20 protein-coding genes and 2 pseudogenes are annotated in these 24,748 nt (G+C 72.0%); 6 read left to right on the top strand and 16 right to left on the bottom strand.

The features are described from left to right. The first annotated feature begins 119 nt into the window (after positions 1-119). On the top strand, positions 120-1,739 hold the full coding sequence (locus ACZ4MH_RS24690) for an acyl-CoA synthetase (protein ID WP_351597549.1): 1,620 nt from the start codon (positions 120-122) through the stop codon (positions 1,737-1,739). Here the strand turns inward: ACZ4MH_RS24690 and ACZ4MH_RS24685 are convergent. Next, the gene (locus tag ACZ4MH_RS24685; protein ID WP_467754685.1) at positions 1,703-2,197 is read right to left on the bottom strand and encodes an MFS transporter; all 495 of its coding nucleotides are present in this window, start codon (positions 2,195-2,197) and stop codon (positions 1,703-1,705) included. The genes ACZ4MH_RS24690 and ACZ4MH_RS24685 overlap by 37 nt on opposite strands. A 161-nt stretch (positions 2,198-2,358) precedes the next feature. Here ACZ4MH_RS24685 and ACZ4MH_RS24680 point away from each other — a divergent pair. Next, positions 2,359-3,494, top strand: a pseudogene (locus tag ACZ4MH_RS24680) (DUF4158 domain-containing protein). A 19-nt stretch (positions 3,495-3,513) separates the two neighbouring features. On the opposite strand, the gene ACZ4MH_RS24675 reads toward ACZ4MH_RS24680, so the two are convergent. Further along, the gene (locus ACZ4MH_RS24675) at positions 3,514-4,239 is read right to left on the bottom strand and encodes a dienelactone hydrolase family protein (protein WP_351597555.1); all 726 of its coding nucleotides are present in this window, start codon (positions 4,237-4,239) and stop codon (positions 3,514-3,516) included. A gap of 260 nt (positions 4,240-4,499) precedes the next feature. Here ACZ4MH_RS24675 and ACZ4MH_RS24670 point away from each other — a divergent pair, with 260 nt between their 5' ends. Further along, complete coding sequence (locus ACZ4MH_RS24670; protein ID WP_351597558.1) at positions 4,500-5,393, top strand: recombinase family protein; 894 nt, start codon at positions 4,500-4,502, stop codon at positions 5,391-5,393. Here the strand turns inward: ACZ4MH_RS24670 and ACZ4MH_RS24665 are convergent. Then, positions 5,368-6,357 (bottom strand): helix-turn-helix transcriptional regulator, encoded by a 990-nt coding sequence (locus ACZ4MH_RS24665; protein ID WP_351597560.1) that lies wholly within the window; start codon positions 6,355-6,357, stop codon positions 5,368-5,370. The two genes, ACZ4MH_RS24670 and ACZ4MH_RS24665, sit on opposite strands and share 26 nt — an antisense overlap. Before the next feature lie 92 nt (positions 6,358-6,449). Here ACZ4MH_RS24665 and ACZ4MH_RS24660 point away from each other — a divergent pair, with 92 nt between their 5' ends. Continuing rightward, positions 6,450-6,848, top strand: coding sequence for a VOC family protein (locus ACZ4MH_RS24660; protein ID WP_116158284.1), 399 nt, complete (start codon positions 6,450-6,452; stop codon positions 6,846-6,848). 228 nt (positions 6,849-7,076) lie between these two features. Here ACZ4MH_RS24660 and ACZ4MH_RS24655 read toward each other — a convergent pair. The 7 genes and pseudogenes from ACZ4MH_RS24655 to ACZ4MH_RS24625 form a co-directional block, all read right to left on the bottom strand. Further along, positions 7,077-7,244 (bottom strand): annotated as a pseudogene (locus ACZ4MH_RS24655) (MFS transporter); the annotation flags it as partial. A 77-nt stretch (positions 7,245-7,321) separates the two neighbouring features. After that, entirely contained in the window at positions 7,322-8,374 is a 1,053-nt protein-coding gene (gene pdxA / locus ACZ4MH_RS24650) for a 4-hydroxythreonine-4-phosphate dehydrogenase PdxA (RefSeq protein ID WP_351597564.1), read from the bottom strand. A gap of 69 nt (positions 8,375-8,443) precedes the next feature. Beyond that, on the bottom strand, positions 8,444-9,835 hold the full coding sequence (locus tag ACZ4MH_RS24645; RefSeq protein WP_351597567.1) for a four-carbon acid sugar kinase family protein: 1,392 nt from the start codon (positions 9,833-9,835) through the stop codon (positions 8,444-8,446). 82 nt (positions 9,836-9,917) lie between these two features. Then, positions 9,918-10,730, bottom strand: coding sequence for a DeoR/GlpR family DNA-binding transcription regulator (locus ACZ4MH_RS24640; protein WP_351597570.1), 813 nt, complete (start codon positions 10,728-10,730; stop codon positions 9,918-9,920). A gap of 129 nt (positions 10,731-10,859) precedes the next feature. Next, complete coding sequence (locus ACZ4MH_RS24635; RefSeq protein WP_351597579.1) at positions 10,860-11,393, bottom strand: SMI1/KNR4 family protein; 534 nt, start codon at positions 11,391-11,393, stop codon at positions 10,860-10,862. A 140-nt stretch (positions 11,394-11,533) separates the two neighbouring features. Continuing rightward, positions 11,534-12,166, bottom strand: a complete 633-nt coding sequence (locus tag ACZ4MH_RS24630) for a chorismate mutase (protein WP_467754684.1) — start codon at positions 12,164-12,166, stop codon at positions 11,534-11,536. Between the two features lie 135 nt (positions 12,167-12,301). Further along, on the bottom strand, positions 12,302-13,000 hold the full coding sequence (locus tag ACZ4MH_RS24625; protein WP_351590794.1) for an alpha/beta fold hydrolase: 699 nt from the start codon (positions 12,998-13,000) through the stop codon (positions 12,302-12,304). Positions 13,001-13,139: 139 nt separating this feature from the next. Here ACZ4MH_RS24625 and paaK point away from each other — a divergent pair, with 139 nt between their 5' ends. Beyond that, positions 13,140-14,522 (top strand): phenylacetate--CoA ligase PaaK, encoded by a 1,383-nt coding sequence (gene paaK / locus ACZ4MH_RS24620; RefSeq protein ID WP_467754683.1) that lies wholly within the window; start codon positions 13,140-13,142, stop codon positions 14,520-14,522. Positions 14,523-14,590: 68 nt separating this feature from the next. Here the strand turns inward: paaK and ACZ4MH_RS24615 are convergent, their stop codons facing one another. The 4 genes from ACZ4MH_RS24615 to ACZ4MH_RS24600 all read right to left on the bottom strand — a co-directional run bounded on the left by ACZ4MH_RS24615 (position 14,591) and on the right by ACZ4MH_RS24600 (position 19,979). Next, a complete protein-coding gene (locus ACZ4MH_RS24615) occupies positions 14,591-15,391 on the bottom strand; it encodes a VOC family protein (protein WP_351590789.1) in 801 nt (266 codons plus the stop codon). Positions 15,392-15,607: 216 nt separating this feature from the next. After that, on the bottom strand, positions 15,608-17,143 hold the full coding sequence (locus ACZ4MH_RS24610) for a fatty acyl-CoA synthetase (RefSeq protein WP_351590786.1): 1,536 nt from the start codon (positions 17,141-17,143) through the stop codon (positions 15,608-15,610). A 159-nt stretch (positions 17,144-17,302) separates the two neighbouring features. Next, the gene (locus tag ACZ4MH_RS24605; RefSeq protein WP_351590783.1) at positions 17,303-18,853 is read right to left on the bottom strand and encodes an acyl-CoA synthetase; all 1,551 of its coding nucleotides are present in this window, start codon (positions 18,851-18,853) and stop codon (positions 17,303-17,305) included. Positions 18,854-18,875: 22 nt separating this feature from the next. After that, a complete protein-coding gene (locus ACZ4MH_RS24600) occupies positions 18,876-19,979 on the bottom strand; it encodes an NAD(P)H-dependent flavin oxidoreductase (protein ID WP_351590780.1) in 1,104 nt (367 codons plus the stop codon). A gap of 88 nt (positions 19,980-20,067) precedes the next feature. Here ACZ4MH_RS24600 and ACZ4MH_RS24595 point away from each other — a divergent pair, with 88 nt between their 5' ends. Continuing rightward, complete coding sequence (locus ACZ4MH_RS24595) at positions 20,068-20,799, top strand: HAD family hydrolase (RefSeq protein ID WP_351590777.1); 732 nt, start codon at positions 20,068-20,070, stop codon at positions 20,797-20,799. A gap of 62 nt (positions 20,800-20,861) precedes the next feature. Here ACZ4MH_RS24595 and ACZ4MH_RS24590 read toward each other — a convergent pair whose 3' ends face one another. Together ACZ4MH_RS24590 and ACZ4MH_RS24585 are read right to left on the bottom strand one after the other, a co-directional pair. Next, a complete protein-coding gene (locus ACZ4MH_RS24590; protein ID WP_351590774.1) occupies positions 20,862-22,415 on the bottom strand; it encodes a phytoene desaturase family protein in 1,554 nt (517 codons plus the stop codon). A gap of 131 nt (positions 22,416-22,546) precedes the next feature. Then, positions 22,547-24,736, bottom strand: a complete 2,190-nt coding sequence (locus ACZ4MH_RS24585; RefSeq protein WP_351590771.1) for a serine/threonine-protein kinase — start codon at positions 24,734-24,736, stop codon at positions 22,547-22,549. Positions 24,737-24,748 lie beyond the last annotated feature (12 nt).

Here is a 24,748-nt window from a genome sequence, read left to right as displayed (position 1 = left end):
ACGGCGACTTCAAGGGTTTCCTGACACTCAGTCAGTTTTCTTGGCCGGGGCTCTTCCCCCTTCCGCCCCCGGACGCTCTAATGAGCGCCGGACCAGCGGCCGCGCGATCAGGAGGAGACGTGGAGTACAACCTTGCCGACCTCTTCGAGTCGATCGTCGACGCGGTACCGGACCGCGAGGCGCTGGTGTACGCGGAGCACCCGGGCAGCGGCGCCGAACGCCGCCTGACCTACGCCGAGCTGGACGGGGCGGCCAACCGCCTCGCCCACCACCTCGCGGACTCCGGCGTACGCCCCGGCGACCACGTCGGCCTGCACCTCTACAACGGCGTCGAGTACCTCCAGACCCTCTACGCCTGCCTGAAGATCCGCGCCGTGCCCGTCAACGTCAACTACCGCTACGTCGAGGACGAGCTGGTCTACCTCTACCGCGACGCGGACCTGGTGGCGCTGGTCTTCGACGCGGAGTTCACCGGGCGGGTGGCGGCCGCCGCGCCCCGCGCGCCGGGCCTGCGCCACCTCGTACGGGTCGGCGCCCCGCCGCCCGGCGCCCCCGAACCGGCGCCCCGCCCGGTGTCCTTCACGGACGCGGAGGCGGCCGGTTCCCCCGGCCGCGGCTTCGGCCCGCGCAGCGCCGACGACCGCGTCATCATCTACACCGGCGGCACCACCGGCATGCCCAAGGGCGTGGTCTGGCGCCACGAGGACCTGTTCTTCTCCGGGACGGGCGGCGGCGCCCCCACCGGCGAACCGGTCTCCCGCCCCGAGGAGCTGGCCGAACGGGCCGCCGCGAGCGGCGAGGGCCTGGTCTTCTTCCCCGCTCCCCCGCTCATGCACGGCACCTCCACCCTCACCGCATTCATCGGCTTCCACTTCGGCCAGAAAGTGGTCGTTCACCGCAAGTACGTGCCCGAAGAGGTACTGCGGACGATCGAACGCGAGCGGGTCACCAGCGTCTCGGTCGTCGGCGACGCGATGCTGCGCCCGCTGACGGACGCCCTCGCCGGCCCCCTCAAGGGCACCGACTGTTCGTCCCTGTTCGCCGTCTCCAGCTCCGGCGCGATCCTCTCCGAGACCGTACGTACCCAGTTCAGCGCGCTCGTCCCGCACGCGATGCTGCTGAACAACTTCGGCTCCTCGGAGTCCGGCTTCAACGGCACCGCGACCGAGGACGCGGGCGCCGACGCCGGCTTCCGGCTCCGGGTCAACGGCCGTACGGCGGTGGTCGACCCGGTGACGCACGCTCCGGTGGTACCCGGTGAGCCCGGCCGCTTGGCGCAGCGCGGCCACGTGCCGCTGGGCTACTACAACGACCCGGCGAAGACCGCCGAGACGTTCTTCGAGGCGGACGGCGAGCGGTGGGTGCTGCTGGGCGACATGGCGACGGTCGACGCGGACGGCGTGGTCACCGTCCTCGGACGCGGTTCGCAGTGCATCAACTCCGGCGGCGAGAAGGTGTACCCGGAGGAGGTCGAGCAGGCGCTCAAGGCCCACCCGGACGTGTACGACGCGCTGGTCGCGGGCGTGCCGGACGACCGCTGGGGCAGCCGGGTGGCGGCCGTGGTGCAGCTGCGGCCGGGCGCCGGGCCGGTGGACCTGGCCGCCGTCCAGGCCCACTGCCGCACCCGGCTGGCCGGTTACAAGATCCCCCGCACGGTCGTGGTCACCGACCGCATCCAGCGCTCCCCCAGCGGCAAGGCGGACTACCGCTGGGCGAAGCGGGTGGCGGCCGAGGGCTGAGTCCCTCTCTCCGAAAGCACCGCTGCCGTCGGGCGCAGCCCGAATGCCACCAGCCCGGCGGCCACCACCAGGAAGCCCGCGAGCACCACGAACCCGGTGAGCCGCGTGCCCGTCACATCGGTCAGCCAGCCGACCAGGTACGGCCCGGCGAAGCCGCCCAGATCACCGAGCGCGTTGACCAGCCCCATGGCCACCGCGACCACCTCGAACCGCAGCAGCTCACCGGGAACCGCCCAGAACAGCCCGTACGGCGCGTACACCGCCGCGGCCGTCACACACAGCAGCACCATCCGCAGGAAGCCGCCGTCCACCACCTGGCCGAGCAGCAGCGCGACGACGCCGACCACGAGGGACCCGGCGACCGCGGCACGCCACCGCCGAGTACGGTCCGACCAGGCGGCATTGCCGACCATGACGACGAGCGCGAGCGCGAACGGAATCGCCGTGAGCAGCCCCACCTCCGTCGACGAGCCGCCGTGCGTCAGCTCCGGCCTCGGGGAACATCGGTACAGCCGTTGACGCTGAGAACGATCATGGTCAGCCAGCACACCGGTTGAGGGCCCGCCGGGGTTCGCGGAAAGATCGCCGGGCGGGTAGCGGCGCTGGCTACGGTCCCCTCGTGCCGGTGGAGTTTCTGACTGATGAGCAGGCCGAGGCGTACGGGAAGTTCGCCGAGGAGCCGACCCGCCCCGGCTGGAGCGATTCTTCTTCCTGGACGATGTGGACCGGGATCTGATCTCGCTACGGCGCTCAAAGCATCACCAGCTCGGCTTCGCCCTACAGATGTGCACCGTGCGCTACATCGGTCGGTTCCTCCCCAACGATCCGCTCGATCCGCTCGATGCGCCGTGGCCGGTGGTCGAGCATCTGGCCGCGCAGCTCGGCATCGAGGACGCGTCGGTGGTGAAGCGGTACACCGAGCGGCCCAAGACGGCCTACGAGCACGCGTGGGAGATCCGGGACGCCTAGGAGTACCGCGAGTACGAGGACGCGGAGTGGTTCCGGCGGTTTCGCGCGTTCGTGCACGGGCGGGCGTGGACGCACGCCGAGGGGCCGGTGGCGCTGTTCAACCAGGCAGTGGGCTGGCTGCGCCGTCACCGGGTGCTGCTGCCGGGGGTGAGCGTGCTGGCCCGTCACCGGGTGCTGCTGCCGGGGGGGGGTGAGCGTGCCGGCCCGGCAGGTGTCGGAGGCCCGGAAGGTCGCGGAGGCCCGGAAGGTTGTGGAGGCCCGGAAGGTTGTGGAGAAGCGGCTGCACGCCACGGTCGCGGGTGCCGCCCGCCGCGCCGAACCGGCGTTGCCGGGTGAGTTGGTGGCGACGCTCAAGACGCCGGAGGGGTCGCGGTTCTCGGAGCTGGAGCGGCTGCACCGGCCGCCGACGCGGACGACCGGGACGGCGTTCGCGGAGTACGGGCGGATCGTGAAGACCGAGCACCTGCTGCGCGTGGTCGACCCGGTGGACGACACCTACCGCCGGCAGATGAAACCGCCAGCTCACCGTGCAGGAGTCCCGCCACAAGCTCGCCCGCGACGTGTGCCCCGGCAAGCGCGGCACCATCCACCAGGCGTACCGGGACGGGATGGAGGACCAGCTCGGCGCGCTCGGCCTGGTCCTCAACGCCATCGTGCAAGCACCGCAACCTGAACCTGCTCGGCCGCTACAGCTTCACGGCCTCGACCCCGGCCGTCGGCGCCCTGCGCCCGCTGCGCGACCCGGAGGCGTCGGAGCTGGACGAAGACGACGATGGGCAGGAGTGAGTATCAGGAGCCGATCGGATCAATCCGTGACGGGCAGGCACTCGGCGAGCAGAGCGACGACGTCACGCCAGGCTCGCTGTGCGTGCCGTGGGTGGTAGCCGACGCCGGGACGCACGGTGTGGTCGACCGGTGGATGGTGGAAGGCGTGAAGGGCTCCCCCGTAAACCACGAGGCGCCAGTCGACGCCCGCAGCCTCCATCTCTGCGGTGAACGCGTCCCGTTGGGCGGGCGGCATGATCGGGTCTTCCGACCCGACCCCGGCCCACACCGGGCAGCGAATGCGCGCCGCCTCGCCCGGTCGGCCCGTGGTGAGTGCGTTGACTGTCCCGATCGCGCGCAGGTTGACGCCGTCGCGCCCGAGTTCCAGCCCAATGGCGCCCCCGGTGCCGTAGCCGATGGCGGCGATCCGGTCGGGGTCGGTCCGCGGTTCGGTGCGCAACACGTCGAGCGCCGCGTGGCCGATGCCTCGCATCCGGTCGGGGTCGGCGAGCAGTGGCATGCAACGGGCCAGCATCTCCTCGGGGTCGCCCAAATAGCGCCCACCGTGAAGGTCGAAGGCCAGCGCTACATATCCCAGCTCGGCGAGAGCATCGGCCCTGCGGCGCTCGACGTCGCTGAGCCCCGTGCCCTCTGGTCCGAGCAGCACTGCGGGCCGGCGGTCGACACCGGCCGGGAGCGCGAGATGCCCGGTCATCGTCAAACCGTCGGCCGGATACTCGACCGTACGCGTCGTAATCGTTGTCATGCGACTGGACGGTAATGACCGTTGCGCCCGCTCGGGGTGGTGTTCACCGATGGCAGACAGCAGTCTGTCCCGACTACAACACCCGGACGCGTCGCCCTCCTGTCGGCAAACGATCGTTTAAAGACAGGGCGGCCGGACGTCCAATGAACCCGTGGATTTCCGGGATCGGTAGGGCCCGAATCCCATCAGATCCGATGGTGATTGCTGACAGGGTTTGACGACAAGCAAGGTCCAATCCTCCGCGTGAAAGGGCACTCCGGGTGGCGAACCTCGTCTACAAGCGGGGCTCGACCGACCAGCAGTCCACCGCCCGCCAGGACCTCGCCCTGGACGAGGCCGGGATCGAGGACACGGTCGTCTTCGAGGAAGACCCCGGCACCTCCAGCCGCCTCCATCCGCTCCAACGCCCGAAGTTCCGCGAACTGCTCACCTACGCGCGGCCCGGCGACACCGTGCACATCTCCGAGATGTTCCGCCTCGTACGCAGCAATCAGCACATCCTCGACGTGCTCGACGTCCTCCACCGCGACCGCCTGGCCCTGCGCATCCACGACGGAGCGTTCTCCGCGATGGACCTCACCGCCCGCCACCCGCGCACAGGCGAGTTGCTGTCCACCGTGAAGTTCGTGGTGCAGACCCTCGCGGCCGCCGGCGAACTCCAACGCGACCTCCAGCGCGAGCTGACCTACGACGGACTGCGCGCCGCCGAGGCCCAGGGCAGCAAGGGCGGCCGCCGCCCCGCCGTGGCGGCCGAAACAACCGGCGCCGTGCGCACCGCGTATCTGGAAGGCCGCTCCATCGCCGCCCTCGCCCGCGACCATGGCGCCATCCGCGGCGCCATCCGCACGGCTGTCGCCGACCTCCTGCCCGAGCACACGGCCGCCGACCCGGACGCCCCCGCCCCAGAACTACCGGTCACCCTCGACATGCCGGGCAAGGTCGCCGACTTCCTCCGTGCCGTCGACCTGGAGCCCGCAGAGCGGGCCGCGCTCGACCAAGGGACAACCGTTCGGCGCGGCCAGGGCTACACCCTGCGCCTCACCTCCGTCCCGGCCGTGCACCGTCACCTCCTCACCCGCTGCCAACCGAAGCCACCGGCCCGGCAAAGCCACGGATCACGCCTCGCGGTCAGGCTCGGTGGGCGTACGACGTGAGGCGGTCGGCGAGCGCGATGACGAGGGCGCGGAGTTCTTCGGGGCGCTCGATGACGAACGGCCGGTCGAGTGAGGCGAGTACTGGAGGCAACCAGTCGAGCCGCTCCGCCCGTAGCTCGACGCGCAGCCAGTGCTCAGCCGCCGGATCCTGGCCGGCCGCGGGCTCGTGCTCCTCCAGGTTCGCGACGCTGGCGGGGAGGCGGGCGCGGATCTGCTCGACTGTCCCGTGGATCCGCAACGTGACCTGATGCCGGTACTCGGCAGTGGCGAACCCTGACAACACGCGCTGTGCCGGACCGGGACCCACGGGCGCTTCGAATGAGCCGGGCAGGGCCCTCGCGGCTGCGATGCGATCGAGCCGGAAGGTTCGGTCCTCGCCGACCTGGGCGTCCTTGCCCGTCACGTACCACCGGCCCGCATGGGCGACGATCCCGTACGCGTGCAGTGTGCGTTCGCTGCGCCGTCCGCCGCGGTCGGTGTAGCGGATCGAGACCGGTCGGCGGTGGCGCACCGCATCGGCGATGGTGAGCAGGAGCCCGGCGTCCGGGTGGTCCAACTCGCCGGGCTGATCCGTGAAGGCGAGAGCTTCCAGGAGTGCGTCGAGCCGGCGGGCGATGTGCTTGGGCAGCACCCGCCGGATCTTCGCTGATGCCGTCTCGTTCGCCGTGCGCTCCGTCATCGTCAGCTCTGCCCGGCGACCGGCGACCAGGCCGAGCAGCACGGCCAGCGCCTCGTCGTCGCTGAGCATGAGCGGAGGCAAGCGGTACCCGGGAGCCAGCCGGTACCCGCCGTAGCGGCCGCGCACCGACTCCACGGGTACGTCCAGCTCGATCAGCTGGTCCACATACCGCCGCACAGTGCGCCCTTCGACGCCGAGACGGTCGGCGAGCTCGGCCACAGTCCGGGTGCCGCCCGACTGCAGCAGCTCCAGGAGTGTCAGCACGCGGCCGGTGGGTCGTGGCATGTTCGCAGCCTAACGCGAATACAGGACCGATTCTGTCCACTATTTCTCCTAGCCTGCGACTGCACGCCTCCAGCACAGCCAAGGAGATTCCCATGGACTTCGTCTCGATCCGCATCATCACCAGCGACGTCGCACGCCTCGTCGAGTTCTACGAGCGAGCTACGGGGATGCAGGCGATACGGGCCACCGAGGACTTCGCCGAGCTCAAGACCGCGGGCGCAACCCTCGCGATCGCCAGCACCCGCACGGTCCCCCTGTTCGCCCCGGGCTCTGCGCGCCCGGCGGACAACCACAGCGTGATCACCGAGTTCCTCGTCGACGACGTGGACCGCGTTCACCAGAACCTGACCGGCTTCGTCACCGACTTCGTCAACGAGCCCACCACGATGCCCTGGGGCAACCGGTCGCTGCTCTTCCGCGACCCCGACGGCAACCTCGTCAACTTCTTCACCCCCGTCACCCCGGAGGCCATCGAAAAGTTCGCACGCTGACGCCACGCACAGCCGCTCACGCGGGAGCCCCGAGACCCCAGGGCTCCCCGTGAACGCGGCCGCCGAATCCAGGAGCGCCACCAGCAGAGGACATCCGAAGGCACCGCTGACGAGACCAGGTCGTGTGCGGGGCTGCTCGCCCTGCGGCGAATACTGCAACTCTCGAATACCGACACTCCACCAGTGCCACCGCCGGCTCGCGTGGTCGAGCATCAGGCCGGACAGCGGCGCCATGATGATCGAGGACAGCGGCGGGCAGGCCATCCACAGCGCGTTGGCGCGGGCCCGCTCGCGCAGCGGGAACCAGGAGGCGAGCAGGATCAGTACGGCGGGCCACACGCCGCGCTCGAAGAAGCCGAGCGCGAAGCGCGCCACGTAGAACTGCTGGGCCAGCATGTACATGAGCGCGGCGACGGGGATCACGTACACCCAGCGCTTGGCCGGTGCCTGAGCCGGGATGGGTGCCGGGCCTGTCATGGGCGGGCCCCCGTGCCGTATGCGGCGCGGATGCGGTCGGTGAAGCGGCTGAAGTCCGCGGCGGCGCGGAAGGCGGCGGCCATGGTGCCGGGCGACGCCTTGCCGGTACCGGCGATGTCGAAGGCTGTGCCGTGATCGACGGAGGTACGCAGGATCGGCAGCCCGACCGTCACCGACACCGTGCCGTCGAAGTCGACGGTCTTGGCGGGGATGTGCCCCTGGTCATGGAAGTGCGACAGCACGCCGTCGTACCGCCCTTCCAGCCCCTGGTGGAAGACCGAGTCGGCGGGGATCGGCCCGTACACGCCGTGTCCCTCGGCGGCGGCCTTCTCGACGGCGGGCCGCAGCGCGGTGATCTCCTCGTCGCCGAAGTGGCCGCCTTCGCCGCCGTGCGGGTTGATCGCGGCGACGGCGAGCCGGGGCTCGTCGTGGCCGAAGACGCGCAGCGCGGTGACGGCGTGCCGGATGCTGTCCGCGACCCGTTCCTCGGTGATCTGGTCCAGGGCCTTGCGCAGCGCGACGTGCCGGGTGGTGAAGAAGATCTTCAGCCCGCGCACCACGAACATGGTGTCGAAGTGTGCCGCGCCGGTCAGCTCGCCGAGCATCTCGGTGTGCCCCAGGTGCTGCGAACCCGCCGCCCAGATGGCCTCTTTGTTGATCGGCGCGGTGACGATCCCGTCGACCTCGCCGTCGAGCGCGACGCGGGTCGCCGTCTCGATCGCCGCGACGGCCGACCGCCCGGCCTCGGCGCTGACCTTGCCCCACTCCAGGTCCCCGGTGACGATCCCGAGGTCGAGCACGTCGATGCTCCCCGGCTCGAAGCGGGCCTCGCCGGGCGCGCCGATCGCGTTGACCCGCACGCCGTCCAGCCCGCAGACGGCGACAGCACGCCGCAGCACGGCGGCGTCCCCGACGGCGATCCCGCGCCCGACGGCCGCGGTGCCCGGATCGGCGAGCGTACGGGCAACGATCTCGGGCCCGATACCGGCGGGATCGCCGAGGGTGACGGCGAGTACGGGAAGCGGGGAGGTAGCGGCAGAAGCGCTCATGAAGGTGACCTCACAGCTGGGTACGGGTGACTACGAGCGACCAACAAGCGCGTGTCCGAGCACGGAAAGTTACTGCGCCGCGACTTCCGGGTAAGTCCGGGATGGGGACCTGCCACCGCGCGCATTCGGGCGCAGCGCTCCGTTCGATTCCCTCCCCCGCCCCACCCCCCGCTCCCACCCCCGCAGCGCATCGCGCGTACAGGCCACGCGGAGGTGGTCGAGGCAGTCGCGGGCCGCGTCCGGGCCGCCGATGAGGCCACCCTTCGTGGCGAAGTGCAGGCCGTCGTGCGGCCCGCCGACGAGGTGCCCCGCGACGGCGAGCGGCAGCACCTCGGCCTCGATGGCGAACCCCTCCGCACCCAGTGCGGCGGTCACGGACGCCGCGACGTCGCCGCCCGACGCGTACAGCCCGCCCGGCCGCAGTTCGGTGACCGCGTGCCGGGCGATCTCGGACAGGGCGTGGAGGATGCGTTCGGCGGCGCGTGCGTGCGGCACAGGGCGCGTGGAGCCGGTCGCGACCCGTACTCCGAGTACGGTCGCCCCCTCGTCGGCCGCGGCCCGCAACGCGCGCAGCACCGCTGCGGGTTCGGGATGCTCGGGGTCGAGCTCTACCCAGACGGCTCCCAGTTCCGAGGCGGCGCGGTCGAGCTGTTCGCCGGTGCGCTCGGTGATGCTGCCGACCACGGCGAGGACGCGCGGCGACTCGGCGCCCTGCGGCCGGATGCCGAGCGCGGTGCTGTACGCGGCGCCGAACGGACCCGAGTCCAGTACCGCCCACCGCACTCCGTCCTCGGCGGCGACCCTGGCCGCGGCCGCGGCGATCGTCTGCAGATGGGCGTTCTCCGTGGCGTCGCCGATCACGATGTCGGCGGTGGCCGTGCGCAGCGCCGCGACGACCCGTTCGATGCCCGCCTCGACGACGTCCAGCGGGAGCTCGGCCGTGGTCCGCGCGGTCTGCTCGCCGAGCAGCGCGGCCACGCGGGAGTGCCGTACGGGGTCGAAGGGGTCGCGGGCCACGGCGGTACGGGTGAGCGGCACGCCGTCGACGAGGTGCAGTCCGCCGACGGTGGTCCGGCCGGCGTCGGGGAAGGCGGGGACGGCGAGGACGCGGGTGGGAGCAGTGCGGGTCGGTTCCGGCTGCTCGCCGGCCGCGGCCGCCAGGGCATCGAGTACCGCGTCCAGCTCCCGGCCCGGATTGCCGCGCAGCGTGGTGTCCACCCGCTTGACGACGAGCGGGACCGGCCCGGCAGCCGCGACCACCGCCCGTACCGCGTCGTACGCGCGTCCCGCCGGCCAGTGCCGTGAACCGGTGTTGACGACGAGGACGTCGGCGCGGCCGGCGAAGCGGCGTACCTGGTCCGGTGTGCTGACGGTGACCGCGCGCAGCCCCAGCCTGGCGTACAGCGCGCCGGTGGCGTTGCTCCCGGTGAGATCGTCTCCGACGACGAGGACCTGCGGCACGGCACCTCCCGAAGCGAGCGAACCGCGCATCCCGAGATGCGCGTTTGCGTCACTTCAGCCTTGGCCATCGGATGCGGGCGCGTCAATACGCGTGCACCGCCGAGACGTTCCAGCGCTCCTCTTCGTATGCCGCGAGCGCCGCGTCGTCGGCCGTGGTCATCAGTCCGGTACCGGGAGGCATCGCCGCCCAGTAGGGGAAGGCGGGCACGGCGGTACGGGATCCCGCTCTCTCGCCCCCCGAAGGCGCGCTGCCGAGCTTGGAGTGATCGGCGAGGACCCACGCGGCCCGCGCGCACTCGGCCATCGCCTCCTTCAGCGCGGCCTGTTCGTGGTCGGGGCAGTTGACGCCGCGCCGCGCGTCCAGCCCGTCGACGCCGAGGAAGACCAGGTCCGGCGTGATACCGCGCAGTTCGCGCAGCGTACGGGCGCCCAGCAGCGCCTCGTTGGGCCGGCGCAGCCGCCCGCCCAGGACGACCAGCTCCACGTCCGCGTCGGCCAGTTCGAGCAGCGTGGAGAGCCCGTTCGTGACCAGCGTGACGTCGGTGCGGTCGCGCAGCTCGTGCGCGACCCCCGCGACGGTCGTCCCCGCGTCCAGCAGCACGACGTCGCCCGGCCGCACCAGCTCAGCCGCCGCCCGCGCGATCGCGGCCTTCTCGGCGCGCTGCCCGCCTTCCTTGTCGCGCCAGGACCGCTCCGGGAGGTGGTGGTCGACTGCCCCGCCGTACGTACGCGTGATGCGCCCCCGGTCCGCGAGACTGGCCAGGTCCCTCCGTACGGTCGACAGCGAAACGCCGAACTCGGCCGCCAGCCGGTGCACGCTCACGTCCCCGGCCCCCAGCAGCTCCACCATCCGCCGCCGTCGCTCCCGCGTCCCCGCCCGCTCCCCGTTCGTCAACTGCCCCTCCAGTACGGTCGCCCTGACCCGAAGTTGCGCACATCGCGCAAGTCGAGCCTAGCAACACGGAGAGCGCCTCTCCCCGGGCGAGGAGGCAAGGAGCTGCGCCGGAATGGCGGCTCGGTTACGTCAGCGGCACAACTCGTCGAGGTCGTCGGCGAAGCCCGGGAACTCGGCCCGGGCTTCGGCGATGATTTCCCGGGCGGACCGGCGCGGGGTGGTGGCGTGCCGGCCGGCGAGTTCGGTCAGGGACACGTCCGGGCGCGCCTCGCGCTCGTCGTACACCGCGGCCTCCATCGGTCCGAAGCCGTCGGCAAGCACCCACAGAAAGTCGGACAGGCACCCGGCCACCACGCCGCACTCGCCCTCCGAGCCCATGAACACCACCGGCTGTTCGTCGAGCGACCGCCCCGGCCGTGCGTACCAGATCGCGGCGAGACCGCCGGTGCCGTCCTGCCCGAAGATCCGGTAGGCGCCGCCGTCGAGCTCATGGTTGCCGGTCCAGTGCCGGAGCCAGTCGGTGGTCTCCTCGGCGGAGTCGAAGGCGTCGTACGGCTCGAAGTCGACGCCCTCGTCGTCGTTGTCGCCGAACTCGAACTCCACTCGCGCCACCTCGGCCAGGGCGGGCGGCAAGCGGCGGTCGTCGTCGGGCGTCGTCCCGATCGGCGCGTTCAACTCGTTCAACTCGTTCAATTCGTTCAACTCGCGCAACTCATCAACTCGTGCAACTCGCGCAATTCATTCGGCTCATTCGGCACGTTCGGCTCGTTCGGCTCGTTCACTTGGAGAAAGGGGCAGGGGGCCTATCCGCAGACGGAGCGCACGGCGCGTGCCAGTGCTGTCGTGTGGAGCAGGTCCAGGTGTTCGTCCCGTACGACATGTGCCGAGGCGACTGTCAGGACGGGGGTGCAGGACGGGGACGTGCGCGCGGCCGGGGAGTCGGCGATGGCGCGTACGAGGCCCTCGTTGATGCGGTTGATCTCCTTGCGGACCTCGTTGAGGTCGGGGCGGGTGGTGGGGGCCTGGGTGGGGTCGGCGGTCCAGCGGCGGTGCAGAGCGCGCTGCACGATCTTGTTCGCCTCGATCTGGTCGCGGAAGACGGCCACCGTGCGGTCGGGGTCGGCACCCAGTTCGCGCGCCCGCTGGGCCACCGCGTCGAGCACCTGTTGCTCTCGCGCCGGGTCGTCGATGGGGCTGCCGGTGCCCCACTTCGCGGCCGCGACGAGGTCCGCGGTGGCCAGCCGCTCGGCGGACAGCGCGGCGATCGGGCGCAGCGCGGCGTACGGGCCCGGGTGCGCGGCAGCCCGGCCCGGTTGCGCGGCGGACGGAGCGGCGTGGGCCTGCGGGGCCGCGACCGCGCCGGGCGCTCCGGTGAACAGGACGGCCGCGGCGGCGGCCACGGTCACCGCGCCGCGGAGGGAAGTGCTGATGCGCACGGAGTGCCCTTCTCTTCTCTGTTCTTCTCTGCTGTTCTCTGCTGTTCTCTGTTTTTTCGATCTTGATCGGTCTTGTTGTACTCGATGTTGTACTCGTTGTTGTACTTGATCAACGGTCGGTACGGCCACCGGCCGTCAGCCCTCGCGTGCCAGGAACCCCTGTACCGCTTCGAGGAATTCGCGCGGGCGCTCCTCGTGGACGAGGTGGCCGGCGCCGTCGATCGTGACCAGTTCGGCGTGCGGGATCAGCTCCGCCATGCGGGCGAGGTCCTCCTGCCGGATGTGGCTGTCGGCGCCGCCGCCGATCACCAGCGTCGGCGCGGTGATTCGCGGGAGGCCGTCCCACCAGCGCGGATCCGGCGCGTTCCGCTCCGCCACCACCGCCGCCTTCGCCGCCCAGTCGAACGCCGCCGGGCCGGCCGGCGCTTCCGGTACCTCCTGCGGCGGGTCGGCGGGCAGCGGCGGCGCCGCCTCCTCCAGGACGAGCCGCGCCACCAACTCGGGCCGTTCGGCGGCCAGCAACAGCGCCGCCACCGCGCCCAGGGAGTGGCCGATCAACGTGACCTCGCCGAGTCGCAGCTCGCGGAGGAAGCCGATCGCGTCGTCCCGCCACCGCTCGAAGCCGTACTCGCCGGGCCAGTCGCTCTGCCCGTGCCCCCGCAGGTCCAGCGCGTACACCCGGTGGGTGGTCGCCAGCTGGCCGACCACCCCGCGCCAGTCCTCACCGTCCTCGCCGAGGCAGTGCAGCAGTACGGCCGGGGGCGCGTCCGCCTCGCCCCACGCCCGGTACGCCAGCTCGACCCCGTCCACCTGCACCTTCTGTACATCCGCCATGGGCCGAAGGTACCCGTGGCGGCACGCTTCGAGACCCTTGACGTGTTCGCCGCCCGCTGATTACTTGATTCCGACACCGGCCACCGAATGATCGGTCGGCGTCCGGGCGACCGGTACGGGACACGGGCGGTGCATGCGGATGGCAGGAACGCCGGACAGGCCGAAGGCTACGGAGACGTACGACGTCACGAGGGTGAAGACGGCGACGGAGACGGAGACGAGCACGTACGACGTCACGAAGGCGTACGACGATGCTGAGCGGCTGACGCGCGAGGAGCTCCGGGCACTCCAGCTCGAACGGCTGCGGGCCACACTGCGGCACGCGTACGACCACGTGCCGTTCCACCGCGCCTCGTTCGACAAGGCCGGCGTGCAGCCCGAGGACTGCCGTACCCTCGCCGACCTCGCGCACTTCCCCTTCACCTGCAAGGACGACCTGCGCGCCGACTATCCCTTCGGAATGTTCACGGTACCGCAGTCCGCCGTACGGCGCATCCACGCGTCCAGTGGGACCACGGGCCGCCCGACCGTCGTCGGTTACACCGAGCACGACCTGTCCGTCTGGGCCGATGTGGTGGCCCGGTCGCTGCGTGCCGCCGGCGCCCGGCCCGGCCACAAGGTGCACGTGGCGTACGGATACGGGCTGTTCACCGGCGGGCTCGGCGCGCACTACGGTGCCGAGCGGCTGGGCTGCACGGTCATTCCGGCGTCCGGCGGCATGACGGCTCGTCAGGTACAGCTCATCCAGGACTTCCGGCCCGAGATCATCATGGTGACCCCGTCCTACATGCTCACCCTTCTGGACGAGTTCGAGCGACAGGGCGTCGATCCGCGGACGACCTCCCTCCAGGTGGGCGTCTTCGGTGCCGAGCCGTGGACCGAGGAGATGCGCCGCGAGATCGAGGAGCGGACGGCCATCCACGCGGTCGACATCTATGGCCTGTCCGAGGTGATGGGGCCCGGCGTCGCGCAGGAGTGCGTGGAGACCAAGGACGGGCTGCACGTGTGGGAGGACCACTTCTTCCCCGAGATCGTCGACCCGGTCACCGGCGCGGTGCTTCCGGAGGGTGAGGAAGGCGAGCTGGTGTTCACCTCCCTCACCAAGGAGGCCATGCCGGTCGTCCGCTACCGGACGCGCGACCTCACCCGGCTGCTGCCGGGCACCGCGCGCCCCGCCTTCCGCCGGATGGCCAAGGTCACCGGGCGCTGCGACGACATGATCATCCTGCGCGGGGTGAACCTCTTCCCCGCCCAGATCGAGGAGATCGTGCTCCGCACCCCGGGGATCGCGCCGCACTTCCAGCTGCGGCTGACCCGTGAGGCCCGGCTGGACGAGCTGACCGTACGTGCCGAGGCCCGCCCCGGCGCGTCCCCCGAGCAGCGCACGGCCGCGGTGGAACGGATCGCCCGCGCCGTGAAGGACGGCATCGGGGTCACCGTGGCGGTCGAGATCGTCGCCCCGGAGACGCTGGAGCGCTCGGTCGGCAAGATCAAGCGCATCGTCGACCTCCGGGACACGTGACCTGGTCTGCCCCGACGCCTGACTTGGCCTCTTCCGACGCCTGACCCCACCCTTCCTGGGGCTCTCCCTCAGCCAGTAGGCGGTTCCCCCTTGATGATGGCGAACGTGGCGCCGTACGGGTCGCGGAACATCGCCAGGCGGCCGACTCCCTCCGCGTCCACCGGCGGGATGAGGGCGACCGCGCCGCGCTCGGTCGCCGCCGCGGCCGTCGCGTCGCAGTCGTCCACGCCGAAGTACGGGTGCCACTCGGAGGTGGAGCCGCGCTCGCGGTGCTCCTGGGGCAGCTGCATGATGCCGCCCTGGCCGAACGCGGGCGAGGCCGCGACGCCCGCCGGGACGACGATGGTGTACGCGCCCGCCTCGCCCATCGGCAGGTCCTGGTACTGCCAGGAGAAGACCGAGCGGTAGAAGTCCTTGGACCTGGCGCTGTCCGTGGTGTACAGCTCGGTCCAGCACAGGGTGTTGGCCTCCATCACGGCCTCCAGCCCCTTCGTGTCGCCGGGCTGCCAGACCGCGAAGTCGGCGCCGTCGGGGTCGGTGAACGCTGCCAGCCGGCCGGCCGTGAAGACGTCCATCGGCTCGGCGCGGACCGTGCCGCCGGCCGTCTCCACCGCCTTGGCCGTGCCGTCCGCGTCCGGCGTGTGGAAGTACACCGTCCAGGAGGGGCTGGCGCCCTCCTCGACCAGCGGGCCGATCGCGGCGACGATCCTGCCGTCCAGCCGGAAGAAGCCGTAGCCGCCGGCGTCCGGTCCGGCGGACTCGAAGGTCCAGCCGAACACCTCGCTGTAGAAGGCGACGGCCGCGTCCACGTCGGGGACGCCGAGGTCGAGCCAGTTCGGCGCGCCCGGTTCGTACTTGGTCGAGAGCATGAGCAGATCCTTCGGGTGTGAGGCGAAGCGTGGTGAACTGCTGTCATGACGGTGTCCGTCCGCCGGCCGAGTACGGACCGCACCACCCATTTTTCTGAGCTGTCCTCAGCATGGCAGGCACCACTGACAGTCGCCCCGCAGCGACACGTCGCCGCAGGTCAGGCGGCATGCCGCCGGACGGCCGCGCCGTCCCGGCGGCCGCTCAGCGGCGACCGCTCAGCGGCGGCGGCCGAACCGCTCCCGCAGCTCCCGCTTGAGGATCTTGCCGCTGGCGTTGCGCGGCAGCTCGGGCACGAAGACGACCCGCTTGGGCGCCTTGAAGGCCGGCAGCCGGGTGCGGGCGGCGTCGATCAGTTCCTGCTCGCCGAGGTCGCCCGCGTCCTCCTTCGGTACGACCACCGCCGTCACCGCCTCGATCCACCGGTCGTCCGGCAGCCCGATCACCGCGACCTCGGCGACCTTCGGGTGTTCGTACAGCACGTCCTCGACCTGCCGGGAAGCGACCAGTACGCCGCCGGAGTTGATGACGTCCTTCACCCGGTCGACGACCGTGAGGTACCCCTCGGAGTCCCGTACGGCGAGGTCTCCGGAGCGGAACCAGCCGTCTCTGAAGGCCGCGGCGGTCTCCTCCGGCTTCTCCCAGTACCCCTCGCACAGCTGCGGGGAGCGGTAGACGACCTCGCCCGCTGTGCCGTCGGGCACGTCCCGGCCCTCCTCGTCGACCACCCGCGCCTCCACGAAGAGCACGGGCCGCCCGCAGGAGTCCATCCGCCCCGCGTGCTCGCCCGGTCCCAGCACGGTGGCCAGCGGGCCGATCTCGCTCTGCCCGAAGCAGTTGTAGAAGGCGAGGCCGGGGAGGCGGCCGCGGAGCCGTTCCAGTACCGGCACCGGCATGATCGACGCGCCGTAGTACGCCTTGCGCAGCCCGGTGAGATCGCGGGCGGCGAAATCGGGGTGATGGGAGAGGCCGATCCACACCGTGGGCGGCGCGAAGAGGCTGTCCGCGCGCCCCGCGCCCACCAGTTCGAAGATCGTGTCGGCCGCCGGCGCGTCCAGGATGGTGTTCTGCGCGCCCACGGCCAGGTAGGGCAGCAGGAAGACGTGCATCTGGGCGGAGTGGTAGAGCGGGAGCGAGTGCAGCGGCCGGTCGGTTTCGGCCAGGTCGAGCGCGGTGATGGCGCTGACGTACTCGTGCACGAGCGCGCGGTGGGTCATCATCGCGCCCTTGGGGAGCGCGGTGGTGCCGGAGGTGTAGAGCAGCTGCGCGAGGGCTTCGGCGTCGACGTCCGCGAGCGGTGGGAGGGCGGCGAGACCCGCGGGGTCCGTGCGCAGCCGTGCCAGCCGGGCGAGCAGCGCGTCGTCGGCGTCACGGAGCGGCAGGGCCCGTACGCCGTCCGGGAGTTCGTGCGCGAGCGCCGGGTCGGTGAGGACCAGAGAACTGCCGGATTGTTCGACGATGTACTGGAGGTCGTCGCCGGTGAGGTGGTGGTTGATGGGGACGTGGACGAGGCCGGCGCGGGCGCAGGCGAGGAATCCGATCAGATAGGCGTCGGAGTTGTGCCCGTACGATCCGACCCGGTCGCCGGGGTGCAGTCCCTCCCCGAGGAGCAGCCGGGCCGCGGCGGTGACCGCCTCGTCCAGTGCCCGATAGGTCCAGGACCGTTCGGCGTACCGCACCGCCGTGCGCTCCGGCACCCGCCGCGCGCTCCGCCGCAGCATTCCGTCGACCGTACTGCTCCGCACTCCTGCCATGGCGCGATCCTGTGCCCAGCCTCCGCCCGGGTCAAGGGAGGCGGCACCGGGACGCGGCGGCCCCCGGGACCACAGCCACCGCGCCGCGCCTCAGAGGGCGTCGCCGCGGCGTGCCTCAGACGCGGTGCCGCGTCTCAGAGGGCGATGCCGCGCCGCGCCTCAGAGCGCGCGTTCGCGGCCCTCCCAGTACGGCGCGCGCAGCCGCCTCTTGTAGAGCTTGCCGTTCGGGTCGCGCGGCATGGCGGCGATGAAGTCGACGCTCTTGGGGAGCTTGTAGCCGGCCAGCCGGGTGGCGCAGTGGGCCAGGATGTCGGCGGCCAGCGCGTCGTCCGGTACGCGGCCGTCCGCCGGTTCGACGACGGCCTTGACCTCCTCGCCCCAGTCGTCGTGCGGGATGCCGAAGGCGGCGGCGTCGGCGACGGCGGGGTGGCCGAGCAGCGCGGCCTCGATCTCGGCGGGGTAGATGTTGACGCCGCCGGAGATGATCATGTCGATCTTGCGGTCGCGGAGGAAGAGGTAGCCGTCCTCGTCGAGGTAGCCGAGGTCGCCGACGGTGAAGAAGTCGCCGATGCGGTTCTGTTCGGTCTTGCCGTCGTCCTTGTGGTAGCGGAAGCCGCCGGTGGCCATCTTCATGTAGACGGTGCCCAGCTCGCCGGCCGGGAGGCGGCGGCCGTCGTCGTCGAAGACCGCCAGTTCGCTGATGGGCCAGGGCCTGCCGACCGTGCCGGGCTTCTTGAGCCAGTCCTCGGCGGTGGCGAACGCGCCGCCGCCCTCGCTGGCCGCGTAGTACTCCTCCACGCACCTCCCCCACCAGTCGATCATGGCGCGTTTGACGTGGTCGGGGCAGGGCGCGGCGCCGTGGATGGCGTGCCGCATCGAGGAGACGTCGTACCGGTTCCTGGTCTCCTCCGGTAGGGCCAGCAGTCGGTGGAACTGGGTGGGCACCATGTGGGTGTGCGTGCACCTGTAGGTGTCGATGAGGCGCAGCATCTCTTCGGGTGTCCAGCGGTCCATCAGGACGAGCCGGTGGCCGATGTGCAGGGCGGCGGCGGAGAATTGCAGGACGGCGGTGTGGTACAGCGGCGAGCACACCAGGTGCACGTTGTCGTCGAACGGTTTGATGCCGAAGATGCCGAGGAAGCCGCCGAGGTGGGTCTCCTCGGGGAGCTTGCCGGGCAGCGGGCGGCGGATGCCGCGCGGGCGGCCGGTGGTGCCCGAGGTGTAGTTCATGACCCAGCCGAGCGTGCGGCCCTCAGGAGCCGTCTCCGGCTGTCCGGCGAGGAGTTCCGGGTACGGGCGGAAGCCGGCGGCCGTGCCGACCGCGTAGCGGCGCTCAGCGGGCATTCCGGCCTCGTCCGCGGCGGCGCGCGCCGCGTCGGCGAACCGCTCGTGCGCGATCAGGACCTTCGCCCCGGAGTCGGCCACGATCCAGGCGATCTCCGGGCCGACGAGATGGTGGTTGACGGGTACGAGGTAGAAACCCGCCTGCGCGGCCGCCAGGTAGGCGGTGAAGAACTCGACACCGTTGGGCAGTACGGCGGCGAACGCGTCGCCGCGGTCGAGGCCCGCGGCGCGCAGCCCGTGGACGAGCCGGTTGCACGCGGCGAGCAGCCGGCCCGCGGTCCATTCCTCGCCGTCCGTCGCGATCAGGACCGTGCGGTCCGGGTCCGCGGCGGCCTGGGCCCAGAAGCCGTTGGGGGGTTGCGACATGGCCGAGCTCCCTTCGGGCGGATCAGACGCGACCCGCGATCCGGTTGATGCGGTCGATGGCGCGTTCGAAGCCGCGGGTGAGGTCGTCGAAGACGGCCTGCACGCTGCGGGTGTTGTTCATTTGTCCGACGATCTGGCCGACGGGGGTGCCGAGCAGCGGCTCCGTCTCGTACTTCTGGATGCGCGACAGCGCGTCGGCGACCAGCAGGCCCTGCAGGGGCATGGGCAGCGGGCCCGGGCCCGTCGGGTCGTCCCAGGCGTCGGTCCACTCCGTACGGAGCTGGCGCGCGGGCTTGCCGGTGAGGGCGCGCGAGCGGACGGTGTCACCGGGCCCGGCGGCCAGCAGCTTCTGCGTCAGCCGCGGTGAGTGCAGCTCGGCCTCTTCGGTGGTCAGCCAGACCGAGCCGAGCCAGACGCCCTGCGCACCGAGGGCGAGGCCGGCGGCGACCTGTTCGCCGGTGCCGATGCCGCCCGCGGCCAGTACGGGGAGCGGGTCGACGGCGCGCACGACCTCGGGGGTCAGCACCATCGTGGCAATCTCACCGGTGTGCCCGCCCGCCTCGTATCCCTGCGCGACGACGATGTCGATCCCGGCCTCCTGATGGTGCCGGGCGTGCCGGGGGCTGCCGGCCAGCGCGGCGACGAGAATGCCGTGATCGTGGGCTCGTTGAACGATGTCGGCGGGCGGCGAACCCAGTGCGTTGGCCAGCAGTTTGATCGGGTAGTCGAAGGCGACGTCCAGCTGGGAGCGGGCGACCTGCTCCATCCAGCCGGTGATCCGCCACCCGGGCGCCGCGCCCTCGGGAAGCGGGGGCACGCCGTGTTTGGCGAGCGTTTCCTCGACGTACTGGCGATGCGCGGCCGGGATCATCGCCTCGATGTCCGCCTCGGTGACGCCCTCGACCTTCTTCGCGGGCATCACGACGTCCAGGCCGTACGGCAGGCCGCCGGTGTGCTCCTGCATCCAGTCCAGGTCACGCGCGAGGTCGTCGGCGGCCGTGTACCGCACCGCGCCGAGCACGCCGAACCCGCCGGCCCGGGAGATCGCCGCGGCCACGGCGGGGAACGGCGTGAACCCGAAGACGGCGTGCTCGACACCCAGTGTGCTGCTCAACTCCGTCTGCATGCGCGCAGGATGCCGCAGCGCGCCGCACGAGGGAAGAGATTTTCTGACACCACGTCAGTTTTATGGCCACCGGAGGAAGATCCCTCCCATGAGCCCACTTCCCATATGCGGCCCCGAGGGCCCGCTGCGCACCGTGGAGGGCCCGCCGCGCCCCTCCCCCGTCCGCGCCGTGCTCTTCGACTTCTCCGGCACGCTCTTCCAGATCGCGTCGTACGCCGACCGCATACGTGCCGCCATCGGCTCCCCCGTGAGCGAGGCGGCGATGGACGCCCTGCTGACGGGCCTGGAGACCGGGCTCGCGCAGCCCGATGTCGTGGCGGCTCAGCGGGGCCGGGATGTCTCGGCCGCGGCCCATCGGCACGCGTTCACGACGTGGTACGCGTCCGTGCCGGGCCTCGTGCCGGTCGCGGAGGCGCTGTACGAGCAGCTGCGGTCGCCGGAGCACTGGCGCCCGTACGCGGACGCGGCGGAGACGCTGGACGCCCTCACGGAGCGCGGCATCGCGCTCGGGGTGGTCAGTGACGTCGGCTGGGACCTGCGCCCCACCTTCGCGTACCACGGGCTCGACCGGTACTTCTCCGCGTGGGTGCACTCCTACGAGTACGACACGGAGAAGCCCGATCCGGCGCTGTTCGCGCACGCCTGCCGGCAGCTGGGCGCCGCTCCCGCCGAGACGCTGATGGTGGGCGACCACCCCGCCAAGGACGGCGGCGCGGCGGGCAGCGGCCTGCGGTCGTACGTGCTGCCGGCCGGTGCCGCCCCGGGGGCCGTCCGCGGGCTGGACGCGGTACTGAGGCTGGCGCTCGCGCCCCACCCGTAGGCCACCGCCGCACCTTCGTGTTCAGCCCGTCAGCCCCGTAGGCCACCGCCGCGCCTTCGGGCTCAGCCCTCCAGTACCGCCATCGCCGCGTTGTGGCCCGGGATGCCGCTGACGCCGCCGCCTCGGGGGGCGCCTGCGCCGCACAGGAGGACGTTGGGGTGTGCGGTGGCGACGCCCCAGCGGGCGGCGGGGGTGTCGTCCGTGGGGTCGTCCGCGTACGGGAAGGACAGGTCGCCGTGGAAGATGTTGCCGCCCGGGAGGCGGAGGTCGCGTTCCAGGTCGAGCGGGGACTTCGCCTCGATGCAGGGGCGGCCGTCGGCGTCGTGGGCCAGGCAGTCGGCCAGCGGCTCGGCGAGGTGCGCGTCGAGCTGTTCGACGGTGGCTCGCAGGAGGCGTTCCCGGGCCGCGTCGTTGTCTGCAGCGAAGAGCCGCGCCGGGGTGTGCAGGCCGAACAGGGTGAGGGTCTGGTAGCCCTGGCGCACCAGGTCGGGGGCGAGGATGGAGGGGTCGGTGAGGGAGTGGCAGTAGATCTCGCTGGGCGGCGCGGCGGGCAGTTCGCCGGCCGCGGCCTGCTGGTAGGCGGTCTCCAACTGCTCGTAACCCTCGGCGATGTGGAAGGTGCCGGAGAACGCCTCCCGCGGGTCGACGGTCTCGTCCCGCAGCCGGGGCAGCCGCGTCAGCAGCATGTTGACCTTGAGCTGGGCGCCTTCGGGCGGCTCGGGCGGCTGCTCCCCGAGGAGCGCGGCGAGCGTCTGCGGGGCGGCGTTCACCAGGACGTGGCGGGCGGCGAACGTACCCTGCGCGCACGTCACTTCGGCCGTCGTCCCGTCGGTGGCCAGTCCCGTCACCTCGTGCCCGGTGGCGATCTCGGCGCCCGCCTGCCGGGCGGCGCGGGCCAGCGCGTCGGTGAGCGCGCCCATGCCGCCGAGCGGCACGTCCCAGTCGCCGGTGCCGCCGCCGATGACGTGGTACAGGAAGCAGCGGTTCTGGCGCAGGGATTCATCGTGCGCTGAGGCGAACGTGCCGATCAGGGCGTCGGTCAGGACCACGCCGCGCACGAGGTCGTCGGCGAAGGTCTTCTCGATCGTCTCGCCCACCGGCCGCTCGAACAGCGCCTGCCAGGCGTCCTCGTCGTCGATCCGGGCGCGCAGCTCGGCGCGGGTGGGGAGCGGTTCGGTGAGGGTGGGGAAGACGCGTTCGGCGAGCCGGGCGGTGGTCCCGTAGAAGCGTTCCCACGCCTCGTACTCGCGGTCCGAGCCGGTCAGCGCCTCGAACGCGGCACGAGTACGGGCCGGGCCGCCGCCCACGAGGAGCCCGCCGGGGCGGCCGTCGCGGTCGGCGGGCGTGTACGAGGAGACGGTGCGTTTGCGGACGGCGAAGCGCAGCCCCAGGTCCTGCACGATCTTCGGGGGCAGCAGGCTGACGAGGTAGGAGTAGCGGGAGAGCCGGGCGTCGATCCCGGCGAAGGCCCTGGTGGAGACGGCGGCGCCACCGGTGTGGCCGAGCCGTTCCAGTACGAGCACGCTGCGCCCGGCGCGGGCGAGATAGGCGGCGGCGACGAGACCGTTGTGCCCGCCGCCGACAATGATCACGTCATAGGACGTCCGTTCCGGCATGTCTCTTGGTAGCACGGAGCGATCAGTACCGGCCAGAGGTCGGTACTCCTCCGGTCAGTGTCGACCGGGAACGGTCACTTCCATGCTCGATCGATCAGCCCCAGCAACAGCTCGGGCGCCATCCGTACCCCTCAGTGCCCCTGCGTCCCCCGCTGCTGTCGCAGCGCCGCCACCCTGCGGTACAGGCCGACCGCCTCGGCGGAGCGGCCGAGCTGTTCCAGGCAGTGCGCCTCGTCGGTGCGGCTGGCCAGCGCGTCGGGGTGGTCGGGCCCGAACACCCGCTCGCGGGCCTCGGCGACCCCCCGGTACACGGACAGCGCCTCGGCCCAGCGGGTCAGCCAGCCCAGCCCCACCGCCACCTCGCGGCGGCTGACGAGCGTGTCCGGGTGGTCGGCGCCGAGCACCTTCTCGCGCAGCGCACACACCTCGCGCGCCTCGGCCAGCGCCTCCTCCCAGCGCCCGAGCCGCCCGAGGTTGACGCCGAGGCCGTGCCGGGCGCGCAGCGTCTCCGGGTCCTCCGGTCCCTGCGCCTCCGTACGGGTCGCCACCAGGTCGCGGTAGAGCTCCAGGGCCTCCGCGCTGCGGCCGAGCCGGCCGAGGCTTATGCCGACCTCGTAGGTCGCGGCGAGCGTGTCGGGGTGGTCGGGGCCGAGCGCCTGGGCGCGCGCCGCCGCCACTTCCCGGTAGGTGCGCAGCGCCTCGGGCCAGCGGCCCAGTCGGCCGAGCGTGTAGGCCACCTCGCAGCGCGTCACAAGGGTGTCGGGGTGGCGCTCGCCGAGCACCCGGGCGCGTGCCGCGGCGACCTCCCGCGCCATCTCGTAGGAGTCCTCCAGCCGGCCGAGGCGGCTGAGGTTGAAGGCGAGGTTGTGGCGGCAGCGCAGGGTGTCGGGGTGATCGGCGCCCATGGTGCGGTCACGGGCCGCCAGTACCGCCGTGTAGACCTGGTGCGCCTCGAAGTGGCGGCCCAGCCGGCCGAGTACGTACGCGGTCTCCTGGCGCGCCGCGAGCGTGTCGGCGTGTTCGGGGCCGAGCGCCCGCTCGCGGCCCGCGGCGACCGCCTCGTACTCGCGCAGCGCGTCGGCGAAGCGGCCCGAGCGCGAGAGCGTGAAGGCCACTTCGAAGCGGCTGGCGAGGGTGTCGCGGTGGTCGGGCCCGAGCACGTGTTCCCGTTCGGCGGCGACCGCGCGATGCACCTCGCCCGCCTCCTCCCACCGGCCGAGCCGGCCCAGGCTCAGCCCGGCGTTGTGCCGGCCGGCGAGCGCGGCGAGCGTCGCGGGCGAGGGGGTGGGGCGTTCCCTGGCGGGCGGGGTGCTCTCCGTTCGGCGCGGCTCGAAGCCGGCGGTCCAGGAGCCGGTGAGCTCGCCGACGGCGCCGCGGGACGGCGTGCGGGGCGCGCGGGCCGGCCGCGCGCCGGCCCCGATCCGCATGCCGGCGGTCCAGGCGGGCAGCCCGGAGGCGGCGGCCGACTGCGGGGCGCGGGCGGTGGCGATGCGCTTGCCCAGTTCAGCGGCGTCGCGCGGGCGGTCGTCGGGGTCCTTGGCGAGCAGGTCCAGGACGATGCGCTCGTAGGGCTCGGGGAGGTCGGGACGGCGCTTGCGGAGCGGTTCGGGCGCGGTGTCGCGGTGGCCGACGAGCACGGCCCAGGCGTCGTCGAATTCGAACGGCGGGACACCAGTGGCCAGTTCGTACAGCACGCAGCCCAGCGAGTACAGGTCGCTGCGGTGGTCGATGGTGCCGCCCGCGATCTGTTCGGGCGACATGTAATGCGGGGTGCCCATGGCGACGCCGGTGCCGGTGAGGCGGGCGGTGAAGCCGATGTCGTGGCCGAGCCGGGCGATGCCGAAGTCGCAGATCTTCACCGTGCCGTCCGCTATCCGGACGATGTTCGCGGGCTTCAGATCCCGGTGCACGACCGCTTGCTCGTGCGTATACGCGAGCGCCGCCGACACCTGGTCGGCGATGTCGACGAAGTCCGGCACGGGCAGCGGGTCCTGGCGGTTGTCCTCCAGAAGCTGGCTGAGATTGCGCCCGTCCAGCAGCTCCATGACGATGTACAGAATGCCGTCGTCCTCGCCGAAGTCGTGCACGACGGTGATGCCGCGGTGCTGCAGGCCGGCGGCCACCCGCGCCTCGCGCCGGAACCGCTCGCGCAGCACCCGCATGAACGACGGGTCCTGCTGCTGCCCCAGCGGCTTGAGGCACTTCACCGCGACCTGGCGGCCCAGGGACTCGTCCCGGGCCCGCCACACCTCGCCCATCCCCCCGCGCCCGATCAGATCGATCAGCCGGTAACGGCCGTGGATCAGCCTGCTTTCCCCCATCGCCTGCTGCCG

The sequence above is a fragment of the Streptomyces sp. NPDC026301 genome, assembly GCF_055567935.1.
The sequence above is the reverse complement of the archived record's forward strand: the minus strand, read 5'-3'. Positions and strand labels throughout refer to the sequence as shown.

Coding starts and splice junctions, on each gene's coding strand:
- ACZ4MH_RS24675 (WP_351597555.1), bottom strand. CDS start 4,239: ATGACAACGATTACGACGCGTACGGTCGAGTATCCGGCCGACGGTTTG.
- ACZ4MH_RS24665 (WP_351597560.1), bottom strand. CDS start 6,357: ATGCCACGACCCACCGGCCGCGTGCTGACACTCCTGGAGCTGCTGCAG.
- ACZ4MH_RS24660 (WP_116158284.1), top strand. CDS start 6,450: ATGGACTTCGTCTCGATCCGCATCATCACCAGCGACGTCGCACGCCTC.
- pdxA (WP_351597564.1), bottom strand. CDS start 8,374: ATGAGCGCTTCTGCCGCTACCTCCCCGCTTCCCGTACTCGCCGTCACC.
- ACZ4MH_RS24625 (WP_351590794.1), bottom strand. CDS start 13,000: ATGGCGGATGTACAGAAGGTGCAGGTGGACGGGGTCGAGCTGGCGTAC.
- paaK (WP_467754683.1), top strand. CDS start 13,140: ATGGCAGGAACGCCGGACAGGCCGAAGGCTACGGAGACGTACGACGTC.
- ACZ4MH_RS24615 (WP_351590789.1), bottom strand. CDS start 15,391: ATGCTCTCGACCAAGTACGAACCGGGCGCGCCGAACTGGCTCGACCTC.
- ACZ4MH_RS24610 (WP_351590786.1), bottom strand. CDS start 17,143: ATGGCAGGAGTGCGGAGCAGTACGGTCGACGGAATGCTGCGGCGGAGC.
- ACZ4MH_RS24605 (WP_351590783.1), bottom strand. CDS start 18,853: ATGTCGCAACCCCCCAACGGCTTCTGGGCCCAGGCCGCCGCGGACCCG.
- ACZ4MH_RS24600 (WP_351590780.1), bottom strand. CDS start 19,979: ATGCAGACGGAGTTGAGCAGCACACTGGGTGTCGAGCACGCCGTCTTC.
- ACZ4MH_RS24595 (WP_351590777.1), top strand. CDS start 20,068: ATGAGCCCACTTCCCATATGCGGCCCCGAGGGCCCGCTGCGCACCGTG.
- ACZ4MH_RS24590 (WP_351590774.1), bottom strand. CDS start 22,415: ATGCCGGAACGGACGTCCTATGACGTGATCATTGTCGGCGGCGGGCAC.
- ACZ4MH_RS24585 (WP_351590771.1), bottom strand. CDS start 24,736: ATGGGGGAAAGCAGGCTGATCCACGGCCGTTACCGGCTGATCGATCTG.